This window comes from Gelidibacter mesophilus DSM 14095 (assembly GCF_000423005.1).
Classification (GTDB): Bacteria; Bacteroidota; Bacteroidia; order Flavobacteriales; family Flavobacteriaceae; genus Gelidibacter; species Gelidibacter mesophilus.
Genome location: NZ_AUHD01000005.1, coordinates 1 through 16,044, shown reverse-complemented (window position 1 = coordinate 16,044; position 16,044 = coordinate 1). Strand labels below are relative to the sequence as shown.

16 protein-coding genes, 1 tRNA gene and 1 pseudogene are annotated in these 16,044 nt (G+C 36.5%); 7 read left to right on the top strand and 11 right to left on the bottom strand.

Annotated features, from left to right (window positions below; all coding sequences use genetic code 11):
- Positions 1-70: 70 nt before the first annotated feature.
- The 5 genes from G525_RS0105435 to G525_RS0105415 form a co-directional block, all read right to left on the bottom strand.
- Positions 71-346: an ATP-dependent Clp protease adaptor ClpS gene (locus G525_RS0105435; RefSeq protein ID WP_027125253.1), complete on the bottom strand. Its 276-nt coding sequence runs from the start codon at positions 344-346 to the stop codon at positions 71-73.
- Between the two features lie 51 nt (positions 347-397).
- The gene (prmA, locus tag G525_RS0105430; protein ID WP_027125252.1) at positions 398-1,234 is read right to left on the bottom strand and encodes a 50S ribosomal protein L11 methyltransferase; all 837 of its coding nucleotides are present in this window, start codon (positions 1,232-1,234) and stop codon (positions 398-400) included.
- 76 nt (positions 1,235-1,310) lie between these two features.
- Positions 1,311-2,060, bottom strand: coding sequence for a triose-phosphate isomerase (tpiA, locus tag G525_RS0105425; protein ID WP_027125251.1), 750 nt, complete (start codon positions 2,058-2,060; stop codon positions 1,311-1,313).
- A gap of 68 nt (positions 2,061-2,128) precedes the next feature.
- Positions 2,129-3,223 carry a BT_3928 family protein gene (locus tag G525_RS0105420; RefSeq protein WP_027125250.1) on the bottom strand — a complete coding sequence of 365 codons (1,095 nt, stop codon included), beginning with the start codon at positions 3,221-3,223 and terminating at the stop codon, positions 2,129-2,131.
- 29 nt (positions 3,224-3,252) lie between these two features.
- Positions 3,253-3,792, bottom strand: coding sequence for a DUF1599 domain-containing protein (locus tag G525_RS0105415; protein WP_027125249.1), 540 nt, complete (start codon positions 3,790-3,792; stop codon positions 3,253-3,255).
- A 163-nt stretch (positions 3,793-3,955) separates the two neighbouring features.
- On the opposite strand from G525_RS0105415, the gene folP reads away from it, so the two are divergent.
- From folP to G525_RS0105400, 3 genes are read left to right on the top strand one after another with little or no spacing between them, the layout of a single operon-like run.
- Complete coding sequence (folP, locus tag G525_RS0105410) at positions 3,956-4,780, top strand: dihydropteroate synthase (protein ID WP_027125248.1); 825 nt, start codon at positions 3,956-3,958, stop codon at positions 4,778-4,780.
- A gap of 3 nt (positions 4,781-4,783) precedes the next feature.
- Complete coding sequence (locus G525_RS21665; protein WP_051209815.1) at positions 4,784-5,464, top strand: hypothetical protein; 681 nt, start codon at positions 4,784-4,786, stop codon at positions 5,462-5,464.
- 35 nt (positions 5,465-5,499) lie between these two features.
- Entirely contained in the window at positions 5,500-6,282 is a 783-nt protein-coding gene (locus G525_RS0105400; RefSeq protein ID WP_027125247.1) for a diadenylate cyclase, read from the top strand.
- 88 nt (positions 6,283-6,370) lie between these two features.
- Here G525_RS0105400 and G525_RS0105395 read toward each other — a convergent pair whose 3' ends face one another.
- Positions 6,371-8,140 (bottom strand): ABC transporter ATP-binding protein, encoded by a 1,770-nt coding sequence (locus tag G525_RS0105395; protein WP_027125246.1) that lies wholly within the window; start codon positions 8,138-8,140, stop codon positions 6,371-6,373.
- Positions 8,141-8,144: 4 nt separating this feature from the next.
- Positions 8,145-8,891, bottom strand: a complete 747-nt coding sequence (gene truA / locus G525_RS0105390) for a tRNA pseudouridine(38-40) synthase TruA (protein WP_027125245.1) — start codon at positions 8,889-8,891, stop codon at positions 8,145-8,147.
- 224 nt (positions 8,892-9,115) lie between these two features.
- On the opposite strand from truA, the gene G525_RS0105385 reads away from it, so the two are divergent.
- Positions 9,116-9,607, top strand: a complete 492-nt coding sequence (locus tag G525_RS0105385) for a metallophosphoesterase family protein (RefSeq protein ID WP_027125244.1) — start codon at positions 9,116-9,118, stop codon at positions 9,605-9,607.
- Positions 9,608-9,793: 186 nt separating this feature from the next.
- Here the strand turns inward: G525_RS0105385 and G525_RS0105380 are convergent, their stop codons facing one another.
- Positions 9,794-10,204, bottom strand: coding sequence for a DUF4293 domain-containing protein (locus G525_RS0105380; RefSeq protein WP_027125243.1), 411 nt, complete (start codon positions 10,202-10,204; stop codon positions 9,794-9,796).
- A gap of 219 nt (positions 10,205-10,423) precedes the next feature.
- Between G525_RS0105380 and rho the strand changes: the two genes are divergently transcribed.
- Positions 10,424-12,196 carry a transcription termination factor Rho gene (gene rho / locus G525_RS0105375; RefSeq protein WP_027125242.1) on the top strand — a complete coding sequence of 591 codons (1,773 nt, stop codon included), beginning with the start codon at positions 10,424-10,426 and terminating at the stop codon, positions 12,194-12,196.
- Positions 12,197-12,428: 232 nt separating this feature from the next.
- On the opposite strand, the gene rpsT is transcribed toward rho, so the two are convergent.
- The 3 genes from rpsT to proS all read right to left on the bottom strand — a co-directional run bounded on the left by rpsT (position 12,429) and on the right by proS (position 14,444).
- Positions 12,429-12,680, bottom strand: a complete 252-nt coding sequence (gene rpsT, locus G525_RS0105370) for a 30S ribosomal protein S20 (RefSeq protein ID WP_027125241.1) — start codon at positions 12,678-12,680, stop codon at positions 12,429-12,431.
- Between the two features lie 26 nt (positions 12,681-12,706).
- Positions 12,707-12,778 (bottom strand) — tRNA-Glu (locus G525_RS0105365).
- 187 nt (positions 12,779-12,965) lie between these two features.
- Positions 12,966-14,444, bottom strand: a complete 1,479-nt coding sequence (gene proS, locus G525_RS0105355; protein WP_027125240.1) for a proline--tRNA ligase — start codon at positions 14,442-14,444, stop codon at positions 12,966-12,968.
- Between the two features lie 100 nt (positions 14,445-14,544).
- Here proS and G525_RS22210 point away from each other — a divergent pair, with 100 nt between their 5' ends.
- Both G525_RS22210 and G525_RS0105340 read left to right on the top strand, forming a co-directional pair.
- Positions 14,545-15,660 carry a hypothetical protein gene (locus tag G525_RS22210; protein ID WP_035479127.1) on the top strand — a complete coding sequence of 372 codons (1,116 nt, stop codon included), beginning with the start codon at positions 14,545-14,547 and terminating at the stop codon, positions 15,658-15,660.
- Positions 15,661-15,735: 75 nt separating this feature from the next.
- A pseudogene (locus tag G525_RS0105340) lies at positions 15,736-16,044 on the top strand (IS1595 family transposase); the annotation flags it as partial.

Here is a 16,044-nt window from a genome sequence, read left to right as displayed (position 1 = left end):
GAGACGCAAAGTCGCAAAGCTAATATTAGTAAGACCTCACAGGTTTCAAAAACCTGTGAGGTCTCATAATTTATACAATCTCCGCACTCAACCCAGCCTGAAGAAGCTTAGAACACCGTGGTTCAAGTTCCTCATAAGGGCCAGTTTTTACGGTACACTTCCCTTTATAATGCACTAAGATAGAACATTGCTCCGCCTGTTCAGGAGTATGGTCACAGGCGTAAATTAAGGTATCTATGACGTAATCAAAAGTATTGACATCGTCATTATACAATACAATCTCGTTCAAGTTTTGTTCTAAGGTATCAACGAGAAGGTCTTCTTGAATTTTCTCTTTAGTACTCATTTTTTAAGTCTTCAGTATGCACTATTTAATACTACTCATTTGGGCTGTTCGTTAATTTACGAATTTTAAGGCAACCCATTTATTTTTTTCTAATCTATCAACGTACTTCAAGCCCTGTTTATTGCATTCTTCTTGAATAGCTGGAATATCATCTGCGTAGAATCCACTCAAAAAAATTGATCCGTTCGGGTGCAAACATTTTATGTAGGCACCCAAATCATTCAATAAGATGTTTCGGTTGATATTCGCAATAATTGTATCGTACTTCTGATCTTTCAACAAACTTGCATCACCTTCCAAAACCGTGATGTGCTTACAATCATTTCGCTCTACATTCTCCAAACTATTTAGATAGCACCAATTATCATAATCAATGGCATCAATAGGATGGGCACCTTTTTTTTCAGCAAGAATCGCTAAAACACCTGTTCCACAGCCCATATCCAATACAGATTTGTCTTTGAAATCATTGTTAAGAATATGCTGAATCATCATGTGGGTCGTTTCATGGTGCCCCGTTCCAAAACTCATTTTTGGCTCGATGACAATATCATATTCGGTTTCCGGTTTCGCATGAAAAGGTGCTCGAACGGAACAGACCCCATCAACCACAATGGGGTTGAAATTCTTTTCCCATTCTTCGTTCCAATTGGTTTGTTCAATATCCTCAAATGTATAAGAAATTTCAAATTCATCAGATTTTAAAATATCAATATCTTCTAGAATATTTTCATTCCATTCCTCTTTTTGGATGTATGCCGTTACGCCTTCCTCTGTTTCCACAAAGCTTTCAAAACCCGCATAACCTAATTCGGCAATCAGAATTTCAGTTGCTGGTTGCAAGGGTGCAACCTTAAAATAATAACCTATATAAATGGTATTGGACATGATTTGACTTAGGATATCCTTAACGATTTACAGAGTTTACAAGTAACACTATAAATTGAAGTAAGGTTGATTAAATTTAAAATGAGTTTGCAATTGCAAAAAAGTCTTCAGCTTTAAGCGCTGCTCCTCCAATTAATCCACCATCAACATCTGGCTTTGAAAAAATTTCTTTCGCATTTGATGGTTTACAACTTCCTCCATAAAGAATGGACACACTCTCGGCTAAATCCTTGCCGTATTTGTCCGCCAAGGTTTTTCGGATAAATGAGTGCATATCTTGTGCTTGCTCAGGACTTGCTGTTTCTCCAGTGCCAATAGCCCATACTGGTTCATAAGCCAAAACAATGTTTTTAAAGGCCTCAGCTTCTAGATGAAATAGGGCGTTTTTAATTTGATTGCCAACAACATCCTCATGTTTTTCAGACTTTCTATCTTTCAATTCTTCACCAAAACAGAAAATAACACGGATATCGTTTTTCAATGCTGCATCTACTTTTTTGGCCAATAGTTCATCAGTTTCATTGAAATAAGCCCGACGTTCACTATGACCTAAAATAACCGTCTTAATTCCAAGGCTCTTGAGCATTTCTCCACTAACTTCTCCTGTGTAAGCTCCGGAATCTGCAAAATGCATATTCTGTGCAATAACTTCAATCGAATCATCCTTTAATGAATTGAATGCCTGCCAAAGATTTGTAAACGATGGTGCAATCATCACCTCAACATCAGAAGGATTGTTCTGCCTCTTAAGTTCTGTAATCAACGTTTCGGTTTGTGCCAAATCATTGTTCATTTTCCAATTTCCTGCTACTATTTTAGTTCTCATAAGCCTATTTATAGATCCTTTCAAGAGAAAGGACTTCAAGTTTATAATTAATATTTTTATTTTGTAAGTTACAATTTTAAATCCTCAATATCATTCCAGTGCTTCTTTTGCACAACGGTCCCCTTATTCAAGATGACTACCCCAGGATTGGAGCGAACAATGGTTTTCAACACCTTTTCATCACACAGATAAAACTCGAAATCTAAGTTATAATTTGCTTTTATATTTTGCTTCGTTGCTTCATCTGAAGTCGTCATGCCAATAATGGTATACCCTTTTTTAAGAGCTTCATCTGACAAGGATTTCAATTTTGCCATCCCTTCTTTTTCTGAAGATTTTAAATTATATGCCACAATCATGAGCAATTTATCTTTTTCCAAGAAATATGATGTGAGATCTTCATCTTCAGATTCAATGGAAAAATCCTGAATCCTCGGGAGGTCGGCTGCCTGAATTTCTTTTGTTTCAACACCAATAATCTCATCGTAAGTAGCTGGCCCTTGTCCGCGATCTGTCAAAGTTTTTGTTTCGCCATTAATGGTATAGGTCCATTCGTAATCAATGATGGCCCTTTTGGCATCAGGCGCAAGCTGCATGTTTTCCTGTAGATTATCTCCTATTTTATAGGCTCTAAAATCAATGGCCGGCAAATGCATGATCACATAATATGCAAAGGATAGTGAAGCAAGAAAGCCTAAAAGCGCAATAACAGTTGTTCCAAGTTTACTGAAAATCGGTTTGATATGCTTCACTCCGAAAAATAAAATCAAAACAAAAAACAACAAAATAATGTCTTTTGTAAAACTTTGCCATGGCGTTAAAGGCATTGCATCTCCAAAGCATCCACAGTCCTTTACCTTATCAAAATAAGCAGAATAAAACGTTAGGAACGTGAAAAATACAATCATCAGCAATAAACTCCACACTGTAAATTTCGGTTTATATCCTATCAAAAGAAAGATTCCTAACACCACTTCAAAAACCACCACCATAATGGCAATAATAAGTGCGTAGGGGTCTAAAAATGGCAGATTTAAAACATCTGTGCCAAAATATTCCTGAAGTTTATAAGCAAAACCCAAGGGGTCATTCAATTTCACAAACCCAGAAATGATAAAAAGGATGCCTACAAATATTCTACTAAAGCTAACGAAATGTTTCATAAAATTTTAAATCTATTTTGAAGATTGCATTATTTTTGATTGAGCAAAATTAAAGCAAATACCGCATAATTAATCATATCCTGGTAATTGGCGTCAATACCTTCACTAACCAAAGTTTTACCAGAATTGTTTTCAATTTGTTTTACCCGTAATAGTTTCTGCAAAATAAGGTCGGTCAAGCTACTGACCCTCATATCACGCCATGCCTCTCCATAATCATGATTTTTATCCATCATCAGCTGTTTGGAAAGTACAATCTTCTCATCATAAAGCTTGGTTGCTTGATCGACGGACAAATCTGGTTTTTCAACCACGCCCATATCTAATTGAATTAGGGCCATAGTGCAATAGTTAATAATGCCAATAAATTCACTTTCTTCACCCTCATCCACTTTTTGCTCGGCATTTTGCTGCAAACCTCTAATCCGCTGTGCTTTTATAAAAATTTGATCTGTCAATGATGGCAGCCTCAAAATACGCCATGCACTTCCGTAATCGGACATTTTATTAACGAAGAGATTTCTGCATTTTTCAATAACGGCATCATATTGTTTTGAGGTATCTTGCATAGAAACTGGTAATTTTGCGTAAATTTCGCCTAAATAGTTCAGAGTTCAAAGTTCAGGGTTCAAAGTTTTACAGATATAAAATTAAAATTTAAGAAATAGCTTTAAATTTGACTTTAGCACAATCACCACTCTGAATTTTAAACCTCGAAATCGGACCCACTTCATGACCATTAATTGTAAAGGACAGCTTATTGATTTGACCATCCCAAGGGTTATGGGTATCTTAAACCTTACTCCGGATTCGTTTTATGACGGCGGTTTTTATAATAATGAAGATGCCGTTTTAAAACAAGTTGATAAAATGTTGAGCGATGGCGCTACTTTTATTGATATTGGCGCCTACAGTTCGAGACCAAAGGCTGTACATATCAGTGAAAAGGAAGAATTGGGGCGGTTGATGCCAATAATTAAACTTTTATCCAACCACTTCCCTGATATTCGCATCTCTATTGATACGTTTAGAAGTCAAGTAGCAGAACAAGGAATAAACGCTGGAGCTTGCATAATTAATGATATATCAGCAGGAAAAATGGATTCTATGATGATGGCAACCGTGGCGAAACTTAAAGTGCCCTATATTATGATGCATATGAAAGGTACGCCGCAGAACATGCAACAACATGTGAATTACAATCATCTTTTGAAAGACATTCTTTATTATTTTTCTGAACGTATTGCTGTGGCGAAGGCCTTAGGAATTATAGATGTAATTGTAGATTCTGGTTTTGGATTTTCTAAAACAACCGCTCAGAATTATGAACTTTTAAAGCATTTGGAAGTATTTAAAATGTTAGAAAAGCCAATCTTAGTGGGGTTATCAAGAAAATCAATGATCCACAAAACCCTTAGCACTTCAGCATCTGAAGCTCTAAACGGAACCACCGTTTTGAATACTGTGGCTTTACAAAAACGTGCTGCCATCTTAAGGGTTCATGATGTCAAGGAAGCTATAGAATGCGTAAAACTAACACAACATTTAAACTCATAAACTATGAAATATTCACGTTTTCTATTATTGCTTTTGGTTTTCTCTTGTAATCACGAAAAAACAATTTTACTTCCAGAAGTAATAAATTCTGACATTACTGAAGTTCTTGATATTTCACCTATCTATATTTTTTATGATGAAACGAAAAAAGACAGTTTAGAACTTAATAAAAACAACATCATTAGTACAACCAACTGGCTTATTAATGTTGATAGAAGACTTACTTTAAGTCAGGTTATTCCCGAAATTATCCTTTTACAGGATAAAAAGCGAAATGCTGAAATTCATAAAAATGTGAATTCTAAAAACTATTACACCTGCAATGATACGAGTATCAAAAACCTAGGTTTTTTAGATTTCACCAAGGTCATTTATAAGACCAATTACGTATTGCCCAACTTATCAGCAGACTATGAAAATCCGAGAGAAAAACGCATCATCATTGATTTTAGAAGCGCTGAGGACATCAAGCTTGTGACTATCTTTAAAGATTCTGTTATTAAAAAAACATCTTTACAAAGTTTAAAAGAGGATCTTGCAGCATTACCACAAGATGCTTCCTATGAATTTTTCCTGAACATCAATGACCAACTGAACTTTCAGGATTATATTACCTTTAAATCTGCACTTTCTAAAGTGAAGTCCAACAATGTGGTCATTAACGAAAACGAATTTATTTATTAATCATATTTTATTAATTTTACTAAAAACCAACACTTTTGGATCAGCTTAATTTTTGGGATTTCGGAATCATCGATTTCATTGATGTTTTCCTTGTCGCCATTCTCTTATATTATGTTTACAAACTCATAAAAGGTACTGTTGCCATCAATATTTTTATTGGGATCATCATCATCTATTTTGTTTGGAAACTGACTACCTTCCTTAAGATGGGCTTATTGAGCACTATTTTTAGCGGTTTTATGGACGTTGGGATTATTGCTTTAATTGTCGTTTTCCAACCAGAAATCAGAAAGTTCCTGTTGATGGTGGGTTCTACAAATTTCGGTAATAAACGTAAGTTTTTAAGACATCTTAACTTTCTAAAAACGGAAGAACAAGTCCAAACTGATGTTGAGGTAATTATTTCTGCCTGTCAGAAAATGGCCTCTACCAGAACTGGTGCATTGATTGTCTTGGAACGCAATAACAATCTCGACTTTTTGACAAGCTCTGGCGATGAGATGAATATTGCCGTGACCCAACCCATCATAGAATCCATATTTTTTAAAAACAGCCCTTTGCACGACGGCGCTATTGTTATTGCAAGTAATACCGTAAAGGCCACACGTGTGATACTACCTGTTAGCAACGAAAGAAACATTCCACAAAGGTTTGGTTTGAGACATCGTGCTGCGGTAGGGATTACCGAAAAAACAGATGCCTTGGCTATTGCTGTCAGTGAAGAAACAGGACAGATTTCCTTTATAAAGAATGGTGAGTTTGTGATGTTCAAGGACAATGCCGAACTGATTGAAATGATTAAAAGAGATTTGGCGTAAAATTCCCTAATCTAATATTAGTATCTAATAAGTGCTTGTGGTAATTTTTCAACAAAGATCACCACATACTAAAATCAGTTTTAAGTATCTAAACAGCCTCTTCCTTCAAAAACTGCACCTCATAAAGATTTCTGTAGTAGCCATCCTTATTTTGAAGTAATTGTTTGTGAGTACCCTGTTCCACAATTTGTCCGGCGTCCATAACAATTATATTATCTGCCTTCTGAATGGTTGCCAAACGGTGTGCAATCACGATTGAAGTTCTATCCTTTGTAATTTTTTCAGTGGCAACCTGCATTAACTGTTCAGAATAGAAATCTACGGAAGAGGTCGCTTCGTCCAAAATCAAAATACTCGGATTGGTCACATAAGCTCTCAAAAAAGAAATCAATTGCCGTTGCCCTGAAGACAGCATCACGCCGCGTTCCTTAACGTTATAATGATAGCCATTTGGCAGACTCATGATAAATTCATGAATCCCAATATCCTTGGCCGCTTGTTGCACACGTGCTTCCGTTATTTCAGGATTGTTGAGTGTGATATTATTTAAAATAGTATCCGCAAAAAGAAAGACATCTTGAAGCACGACCGCTATTTGAGCTCTTAGAGACCTTAAAGTCATCTGTTTGATATCAGTACCATCAATAAAAATCTTCCCCTTTTGAATATCATAAAACCTATTCAACAAGTTAATAATGGTCGATTTCCCAGCTCCTGTTGCGCCGACTATAGCAATGGTTTGACCCGATTTTACTTCAAACGAAATACCTTTTAAGACTTCCTCGTCATCAATATATGAAAAATGAACGGTTTCAAATTTAATATCTCCAGCAAATTCTGGCGCTTCAATTTGCCCCACATCATCAATTTGAGAGGTAGTATCCAAAACATCAAAAACCCGATTAGCAGCTACAATCCCCATTTGAAGGGTGTTGAATCTGTTTGCAATTTGGTTCAAGGGCCTAAACAACATCGGAATCATCATAATAAAAGCAAACAAATCGCCTTGGGAGGCTAAATCATCCGAAAGAATGTTTATACCGCCATACCAAACTACTAGTCCGAGAGTTAATGACGATAAAAATTCGGCTATTGGAAAGAACACCGAATTATACCAAACCGTTTTTAACCAACCTTTTCTATGGCGGGCATTGATTTCTTTAAACTTCCGATATTCTGTTTCTTCTCTGGTGAAAAGCTGCAGGATTTTCATTCCTGTGACACGCTCTTGCACGAAAGAGTTGAGATTGGAGACTTCATTCCTTACATCTTCAAATGCAATTTTCATATACTTCTGGAAAATTGTAGTTGCGAAAAGCACGATGGGCATAGTTGTAAATACTAAAATACTGAGCTTCCAATTCATGAAAATCATGACACCACTTACCACCAGCATCTTTAGAATATCACTAAAAATCATAAAAAGACCTTCTCCAAAAATATCGGAGATACGCTCCATATCGGTTACTGTTCTGGTAATCAATACGCCCACAGAAGAGTTGTCAAAGTACTTCATCTTAAAACTCAAGATATGCCTAAATAGCTTTACCCGAATATCTTTAACCACAGATTGCCCCAACCAACTGGCATAATAGATGAACAGTAATTGAGAGACTACCTCAAGAACCAGCAATGCAATCATTATAATAATATAGAACATGAACCCTTCATATTGGCGGGATTCTATATGGTTGTCAATAGCTTGCTGCAGTACATAAGGCCTTAAAGCACCAAAAATAGCCAACCCTATTACAAAAAATAAAGTCCAAGCAAAGACAAGCTTATAAGGCTTAATATATTGCATTAAACGCCTAAAAAGACTGACATCATAAACTTTCGTTTTCTTTTTGCTGGTCATATCATTAATCGTTAAAAATAGTATTGGGATATTGAATATCCATTAAATATAGACCATGGGCCGGAACTGAAAATCCGGCCTCACTCCTACTTTTTGATTTGATGATCTCGTGTAATTGTTTAACCTCAAGTTTCCCTAAACCAATATTGACCATGGTTCCTACAATAGCGCGTACCATATTTCTCAAAAACCTATCGGCGGTAATGATAAAAGTCAATTCAGTACCGCTTAAAACCCACGAAGCTTCTTTAATAACGCAATAATACGTTTTTACATCAGTATGCATTTTAGAAAAGCATTGAAAATCTTTATACTGCAATAATATGTTGCAGGCCTCATTCATTTTATCAATATCCAAAGGCAAATGAATTTTATAGGCAAAATCATGTGTGAATACATTTTTGGTGTTAGAGATGCGGTAATGATAAGTTCGACTCAATGCATGAAATCTGGCGTGTGCTTTATCCCGTACTATAAAAATGCGATGGACGGCAATATCAGGTGGCAAAAACCAATTGATTTTAAATACTAAGGTCTCAAAATCAAAGGCTTCGTCCATATCAAAATGTGCGTACATTTGAGAGGCGTGAACGCCAGTGTCAGTACGCCCGGCGCCCATGATTTTTATAGGAATTCTCAGCAACGTAGTCAATGCATGCTCCAAAACCTCTTGTACGGAAATAGCGTTGGGTTGCCTTTGCCAACCATGATACTCTTTTCCGTTATATGACAATTCGATAAAATATCTCAATGTAATTTGGTAAATTTGAAAGATGTAGATCAAATTTTCGGTTCTTTAATCCATAGAATAACTAACCTACGATTTGATAGGCGATAATACACTACTCCCTAATAGATTAATGTCATTATCACTATTTTTGTGCTGAGCAAAGATAATTAGAATTCCGTTTTAAACCTCACGGGTTTCCAAAACCTGTGAGGTTTCATATTAAATATATTTCAAAACAGCAGAACTTGAAAAAAATCCTCCTACTTTCAGATACCCACAGCTATATCGACGACGCAATCCTAAAACATGTGAAACAGGCTGACGAAGTATGGCATGCAGGCGATATTGGCAACATAGAAGTAACAGGTGCTATTAAGAAGATCAAACCGCTCAGAGCAGTTTATGGCAATATCGATGATGCCAAAGTACGTTTGGAATTCCCGGAAAACAATCGGTTTATGTGTGAAGGTGTTGATGTATGGATCACCCATATTGGTGGCTATCCTGGAAAATATGACTTTCGCATAAGAGAATCAATTTATCAAAACCCTCCAAAACTGTTTATTTGTGGTCATTCCCATATCCTTAAAGTGATGCCCGATAAAAAACTCAATCTTATACATATGAATCCGGGAGCCATTGGCAAACACGGATTTCAAAACGTCAGAACAATGTTGCGCTTTACCATTGATGGGAGCAAGATTGATAATTTAGAGGTGATTGAATTTAAGAAGTGAGTTTTAAAACCAAACTGCTAAAAATCCTTCTCTTTGATAAGGTCTTCTCTGATCCCGGCAATGGGCGAAAATAATTGAACTTACATTTTTGAATGCATTCTTCGTACTTTTCAAAAATGAGTTTCACTAAAAAAACCCGAGATCTTCACCTCGGGTTTACGCACTAATAAAATTAAGATAGTAGGTTTATCGCAATCTATCGACAGATTTTACAAGATCTTCATCCTTTTTTATGGCTTTATTGGCTAACACCAAAAATACGATAGAGAAAATAGGAATAAAGATCCCAACGCCTTTCTCAGAGATTTCAGTCTCTCCAGGCGCCATTAGCAATAGATAAATAAATAACCCTAATAAAATAAAGTTTAATATGATATTAAGTCGTCCTAAAACAAATTGGAACTTCCTGTTTTTATAACTAAAAATAGAGATCAAAGATAATGCAGCCGATCCAAAAAACAGTGCTAAATACAACATATTATCCTTGGCATATACTGGAACATCGTTGGCATTTGTCCATAAATGGAATACAAATATCAAGCCGCATGAAAAAACGGCTGCTATAAGTAAATAAACGGATTGTATACGCTGTAACATTTATTAATCTAAAAAATTAAAGGGCAAAATTAACAGTTTCTTTTTAAACATACAGTCATTTTTAAAATAAAATTGTATTATTGCATTAACAATTTGTTACTCACACAGTGATAGGCTGTTAAATCTTCTAAATTACATTTGATTTTTTCCTCTTCTTAATTCTGAATGAGTATCGGAATAAATCCAATTTCAATTTTACAATAATACCCATAAACATACATGTTTGAAATTTCGCAATTAAAAGAAAAGAAGCTTTCTGAACTCCAGGAAATAGCTCAAAAACTTAATGTACCTAAGTACCGTACGCTCAAAAAACTAGATCTAGTCTATCAAATTTTAGATGTACAGGCAGCAAATCCAGATGTCGTAAAAACAGAAATCACTGCAACTACTGACACCCCAGCTGAAACGCCAAAACCAGCAAAAACAGCAAAAGCGCCTTTAAAGAAAAAAAGAGAGCGTGTTGAGAAAAAACCAACTTCAGACAAGACCCAACAAAAAATGGACTTACCAGTTGACAAAGTCGAAGAAACAAAACCTATAGCTGAAAAAGCACAACCTCAGGTTGTAGCTTCTAAAGCGGCGGCTTCAGCTGACATCTCTACCAAGGCTAAAACAGAATCATCTAGCCCTAAAAAAGCAGAGCCTCGAGAAAAGAAAAAACATAACCCAAAAGAAAAGGAATCGACCAACAAACCACAACCGAAAGAGAACAGATCACAACGTTCTAATGACAGCAACGGGAATAAGTCTAGTTCTAGGGATCATAATTCTAATAGAGATAACAATAATCGTGATAACAGCAATCACGCCTCTTCTAAAGTAAATAACGGCAACAAGGACAATAGAAACCGTTACAGAGAGCCAGATTTTGAATTTGATGCCATTATTGAAAGTGAAGGTGTTTTGGACATTATGCAGGATGGTTACGGATTTTTACGATCCTCAGATTATAATTACCTCTCCTCACCAGACGATATTTATGTATCGCAATCTCAAATTAGATTGTTTGGTCTAAAAACTGGAGACACCGTTCTTGGTCATGTAAGACCTCCTAAGGAAGGTGAAAAATATTTCCCATTAATTAAAGTAAGCAGAATAAACGGTCAAAAGCCCGAAGTTGTGAGAGACCGGGTTTCTTTTGAACATTTGACACCTTTGTTTCCTCAGGAAAAATTTAATATTGCCGACAGACAAAGTACGATTTCTACAAGAATCATGGATTTGTTTTCTCCAATAGGAAAAGGACAACGTGGCATGATTGTATCACAGCCCAAAACCGGTAAAACGATGCTTCTAAAAGATGTGGCTAACGCCATTGCGGCAAATCATCCTGAGGTCTATCAAATGATTTTGTTGATTGATGAGCGCCCAGAAGAGGTAACCGATATGCAACGTAATGTTCGCGGAGAAGTTATTGCTTCAACCTTTGACAAAGAAGCACATGAGCACGTTAAAATCGCCAATATCGTATTGGAAAAAGCAAAACGTCTCGTAGAGTGTGGACATGATGTGGTCATTCTCTTAGATTCCATCACACGTTTGGCGAGAGCTTATAATACTGTTCAGCCAGCCTCTGGTAAAATATTGAGTGGTGGTGTGGATGCCAACGCCTTGCACAAACCAAAACGTTTCTTTGGGGCGGCCCGTAATATTGAAAATGGCGGATCCTTGACTATTATAGCAACCGCATTAACAGAAACAGGTTCTAAAATGGATGAAGTGATCTTTGAAGAGTTCAAAGGAACCGGTAATATGGAATTACAATTGGATAGAAAAATATCTAACCGTCGTATATTCCCAGCCATTGACCTTACCTCTTCCAGCACGCGTAGAGACGATTTACTATTGGATGACAATACCATTCAAAGAATGTGGGTGATGCGTAAATACCTTGCAGATATGAATCCCGTTGAAGCTATGGAATTCATCAATGACAGATTTAAAAAGACCAAAAACAATGAAGAGTTTTTAGTATCAATGAATGGATAATATATAATTCAGATGAATAAAAAAAGCTTAAATTTAAAAATTTGAGCTTTTTTGTTTTTAGCTAAGATTCAACTATACAAAGCTAAATCTGGAAAGTATTTTAATTTTAGATCCATCTGAAACTATTTTAAAACTAGACCAATTTATACAATCAATAATCCAAATTTTTAAACACAAAAAAATCCATTCAAATTGAATGGATTATTAAAAGTATTAAACCTTTTCCTTTATCTTATAAAGAAGCAACATGCTTTGACAAACCTGACTTCAAATTTGCTGCTTTGTTAGCATGAATAATATTCTTCTTCGCTAATTTATCGATCATAGCTGAAACTGAAGGCAACAACTCTTGAGCTTCTGTTGCATTTTCCATTTCACGTAGCTTCTTAATAGCGTTACGGGTAGTTCTGTGCTTATACCTGTTGGTTAAACGTTTTGACTCACTACTTCTGATTCTCTTTAATGCTGACTTATGATTTGCCATTTTCTTTCTCTCTTATTAAAAAATTGTAGCCCGTAGGGGAATCGAACCCCTCTTACCAGGATGAAAACCTGGCGTCCTAACCGATAGACGAACGGGCCATTTGTTTTATTGCGACTGCAAATTAATAGCTTTTTTTATCAATATGCAAACTTTTTAAATGAACACACAATATTTTATTGTGTACCTGACCGACATAAATATTGATTATTCATGTCTTTCAGCGGGTGCAAAAATACAACTATTTTTAAATGTTGCAACACCTAATCAAACTTTTTTAAAAATATTTTAATAAGCCTTCGCAAACAACACTCTTCCGGTGGATGGTTTCCCAGTAAACACACAGCTTCCCGATTCGTTTTTCTGATCTAAGGGCACGCATCTTATCGTTGCTTTTGTAATTTCCTTTATCTTATCCTCAGTTTCAGCAGTTCCGTCCCAATGCGCTGATATAAAGCCAGTCTTGGTCTCTAAGACAGTTTTAAAATCATCAAAACTATCAACTTCAGTAATATGTGAATTCCTGAAATCAAGGGCTTTTTTAAATAATGTCTGCTGAATTTCAATTAGCAAATCGTCAATTTTATCCACCAAACCGTCAATGGCCACATTTTCTTTGGATAAGGTATCTCTTCTCGCTAACTCTACCGTTTTATTTTCTAAATCCTTGGGACCAATCGCAATTCGCAAAGGCACGCCTTGCAATTCATATTGTGCAAATTTTGCTCCAGGACGTTGTGTCGTACGTTCATCGTACTTACAACTGATGCCCTTTGCCTTAAACTCACGCATTAATGATTTTGCCACAGCACCAATCTCCTCCAACTGCTCCTCCGTTTTATGAATAGGAACAATCACTACCTGAATTGGCGCCAAGTTTGGAGGTAGCACCAGGCCTTTATCATCACTGTGAGTCATGATTAAAGCACCAACCAACCGTGTGGACACTCCCCAAGAGGTTGCCCATACATAATCCAGCTTACCTTCATTGTTTGTGAATTTTACATCAAATGCCTTGGCGAAATTTTGCCCTAAGAAATGTGAAGTTCCAGCTTGAAGTGCTTTTCCGTCTTGCATCAACGCTTCAATACAATACGTTTCTTCTGCACCAGCAAAACGCTCACTTTCAGTTTTCACACCTTGAATAACAGGAATAGCCATAAAATTCTCAGCAAAATCAGCATAGACCTGATTCATCAATAGTGCCTCAGCCAATGCTTCTTTTCTGGTTTCGTGAGCTGTATGTCCTTCTTGCCATAAAAACTCCGCAGTTCTCAAAAACAAACGTGTTCGCATTTCCCATCGCACAACGTTGGCCCATTGATTGATCAATATTGGTAAGTCTCTATAACTTTGGATCCATCCTTTGTAAGTACTCCAAATAATAGCTTCACTTGTAGGTCTCACAACTAGCTCTTCTTCTAATTTAGCTTCCGGATCTACGCGCAGTTTTCCCGGACTATCAGGATCATTCTGTAATCGATAATGTGTAACCACAGCACATTCCTTAGCAAAGCCTTCTGCATTCTTTTCTTCAGCTTCAAACAAGCTCTTTGGTACAAAAAGCGGAAAATAAGCATTTTGATGCCCAGTTTCCTTAAACATTCGGTCAAGTTCCGCCTGCATTTTCTCCCAAATAGCGTAGCCGTATGGTTTAATAACCATACAACCTCTAACTGCGGAGTTCTCAGCCAGGTCGGCCTTTACAACCAATTCGTTGTACCATTTGGAATAGTCTTCCGCTCTACTTGTAAGATTTTTACTCATTACTTGGATTTTGGCACAAAAGTTGCGCTTATGTTAAATAAATAAATAGTTCGACAAAACTAACTATTTTTGTAATGTTCAACAATAAAAACAAATAGATATGCAATTTAAAACATACTTATATCGCAAATTGCCATTTTTTGTTGCACTAAGTTTATTCTTCGCTGTAGCTTCTTGTGGATCATATCAGTACGCTGGTTATGAAAATGATGGAATTTATCGTTCCGAAGCTCCTCAGGATGTAGTCTACTATGAAACTGCTCCATCCAATAACAACAGTTATTACAAGGAGTATTTTGGACAGAAATCTCAACAGTTTGAGTATATTGCTCAAGATGAAAACGTAATTTTTACTAATATAGACGATTACGAAGGAAACTATACCGACGAAAACGGAGATATGGAGTACCAAGACGGATATGCTGGTTGGGGACAAGACAGCCAAAGCGTAGATATCAATGTTTATTACAATAATAACAGCTGGTATCCATATAGCAGATATGGTTATTATAGCCCATACAGTTGGGGTTATGGGTATGGTGGATATTACCCTTACTATGGTTTTGGCTTTGGATATGGTGGATATTATCCTTATTACGGTTATGGCTATGGTTATGGAGGATATTATCCAAATTATGGGAATGGTTATTACGGTTACTACGGTTATAACAGAAATCTGTCTTACAGTAATGGAAGGAGAGGCAGCATCTACACCAGCTACAATCGCTCAAACGCATCCATAAATAGAAATTCTGCGTCTTCTATAAATAAAAACAATAACAACAGTGGAAGACGTAGCTCTGTGAATTCTTCAAACAGAAGAGTACCGAACGCTAACTCAACTACTATAAATAGAAGAAATAGCAATACGACTATTAATAGAAGAAGTGGCAACACTACGCGTTCTAATTCAACAAACAGAAATGTTCAACCCAATACAAATAGAAGGGTTCAACCGAGCACACGACCTAATAGCAGAACGCGGCCTACAACCACAACACCTACGAGAAGAACTAATAGCTCTGGAACATCTAGAAGCAACACTACAAGGAGAAGTGGAAACAACAGCTCTAGCTCAAGGAGTAGCTCAAACTACACACCAAGCCGTTCTAGCTCTAGTTCTTCGCCATCGGTAAGAAGCTCTAGCCCATCTCCATCAAGATCCTCTGCGCCATCAAGAAGCTCTAGTGGATCCTCAAGACGTGGTGGCAGATAAAATCTCAGAATTATAAAATTTAATAGAGGTCAGTATCTAAATACATATCTTTATTGTCAGTAAACATATAATATTATGGATATTTTTAAAGGTCAAAATCTTCTAGAGTTCTCTGATCGGTTCAAAACCGATGAAGATTGCAAGAAATACTTAGCTTCAATTAAATCAAATATGGGCTACAAATGCTTGAGATGTAATCATACTGCCTGCCAAGTTCGCAAGGATTTTGCAAGACAGTGCAATATCTGCGGACATATTGAATCTACCACGGCCAATACGCTTTTCCACAAGGTTAAATTTGGAGTTCGCAAAGCATTTTTTATTTGTTTTGAAATGGCTTCATCAACCAAGAGCCTATCTGCACGCTATATGGGTGTGCGCTAT

Excerpts from the sequence above, each read along its gene's own strand:
- G525_RS0105435 (WP_027125253.1), bottom strand. The coding sequence starts at position 346 with ATGAGTACTAAAGAGAAAATTCAAGAAGACCTTCTCGTTGATACCTTA.
- prmA (WP_027125252.1), bottom strand. The coding sequence starts at position 1,234 with ATGTCCAATACCATTTATATAGGTTATTATTTTAAGGTTGCACCCTTG.
- tpiA (WP_027125251.1), bottom strand. The coding sequence starts at position 2,060 with ATGAGAACTAAAATAGTAGCAGGAAATTGGAAAATGAACAATGATTTG.
- G525_RS0105420 (WP_027125250.1), bottom strand. The coding sequence starts at position 3,223 with ATGAAACATTTCGTTAGCTTTAGTAGAATATTTGTAGGCATCCTTTTT.
- G525_RS0105415 (WP_027125249.1), bottom strand. The coding sequence starts at position 3,792 with ATGCAAGATACCTCAAAACAATATGATGCCGTTATTGAAAAATGCAGA.
- folP (WP_027125248.1), top strand. The coding sequence starts at position 3,956 with ATGACCATTAATTGTAAAGGACAGCTTATTGATTTGACCATCCCAAGG.
- G525_RS21665 (WP_051209815.1), top strand. The coding sequence starts at position 4,784 with ATGAAATATTCACGTTTTCTATTATTGCTTTTGGTTTTCTCTTGTAAT.
- G525_RS0105395 (WP_027125246.1), bottom strand. The coding sequence starts at position 8,140 with ATGACCAGCAAAAAGAAAACGAAAGTTTATGATGTCAGTCTTTTTAGG.
- G525_RS0105380 (WP_027125243.1), bottom strand. The coding sequence starts at position 10,204 with ATGTTACAGCGTATACAATCCGTTTATTTACTTATAGCAGCCGTTTTT.
- rho (WP_027125242.1), top strand. The coding sequence starts at position 10,424 with ATGTTTGAAATTTCGCAATTAAAAGAAAAGAAGCTTTCTGAACTCCAG.
- rpsT (WP_027125241.1), bottom strand. The coding sequence starts at position 12,680 with ATGGCAAATCATAAGTCAGCATTAAAGAGAATCAGAAGTAGTGAGTCA.
- proS (WP_027125240.1), bottom strand. The coding sequence starts at position 14,444 with ATGAGTAAAAATCTTACAAGTAGAGCGGAAGACTATTCCAAATGGTAC.
- G525_RS22210 (WP_035479127.1), top strand. The coding sequence starts at position 14,545 with ATGCAATTTAAAACATACTTATATCGCAAATTGCCATTTTTTGTTGCA.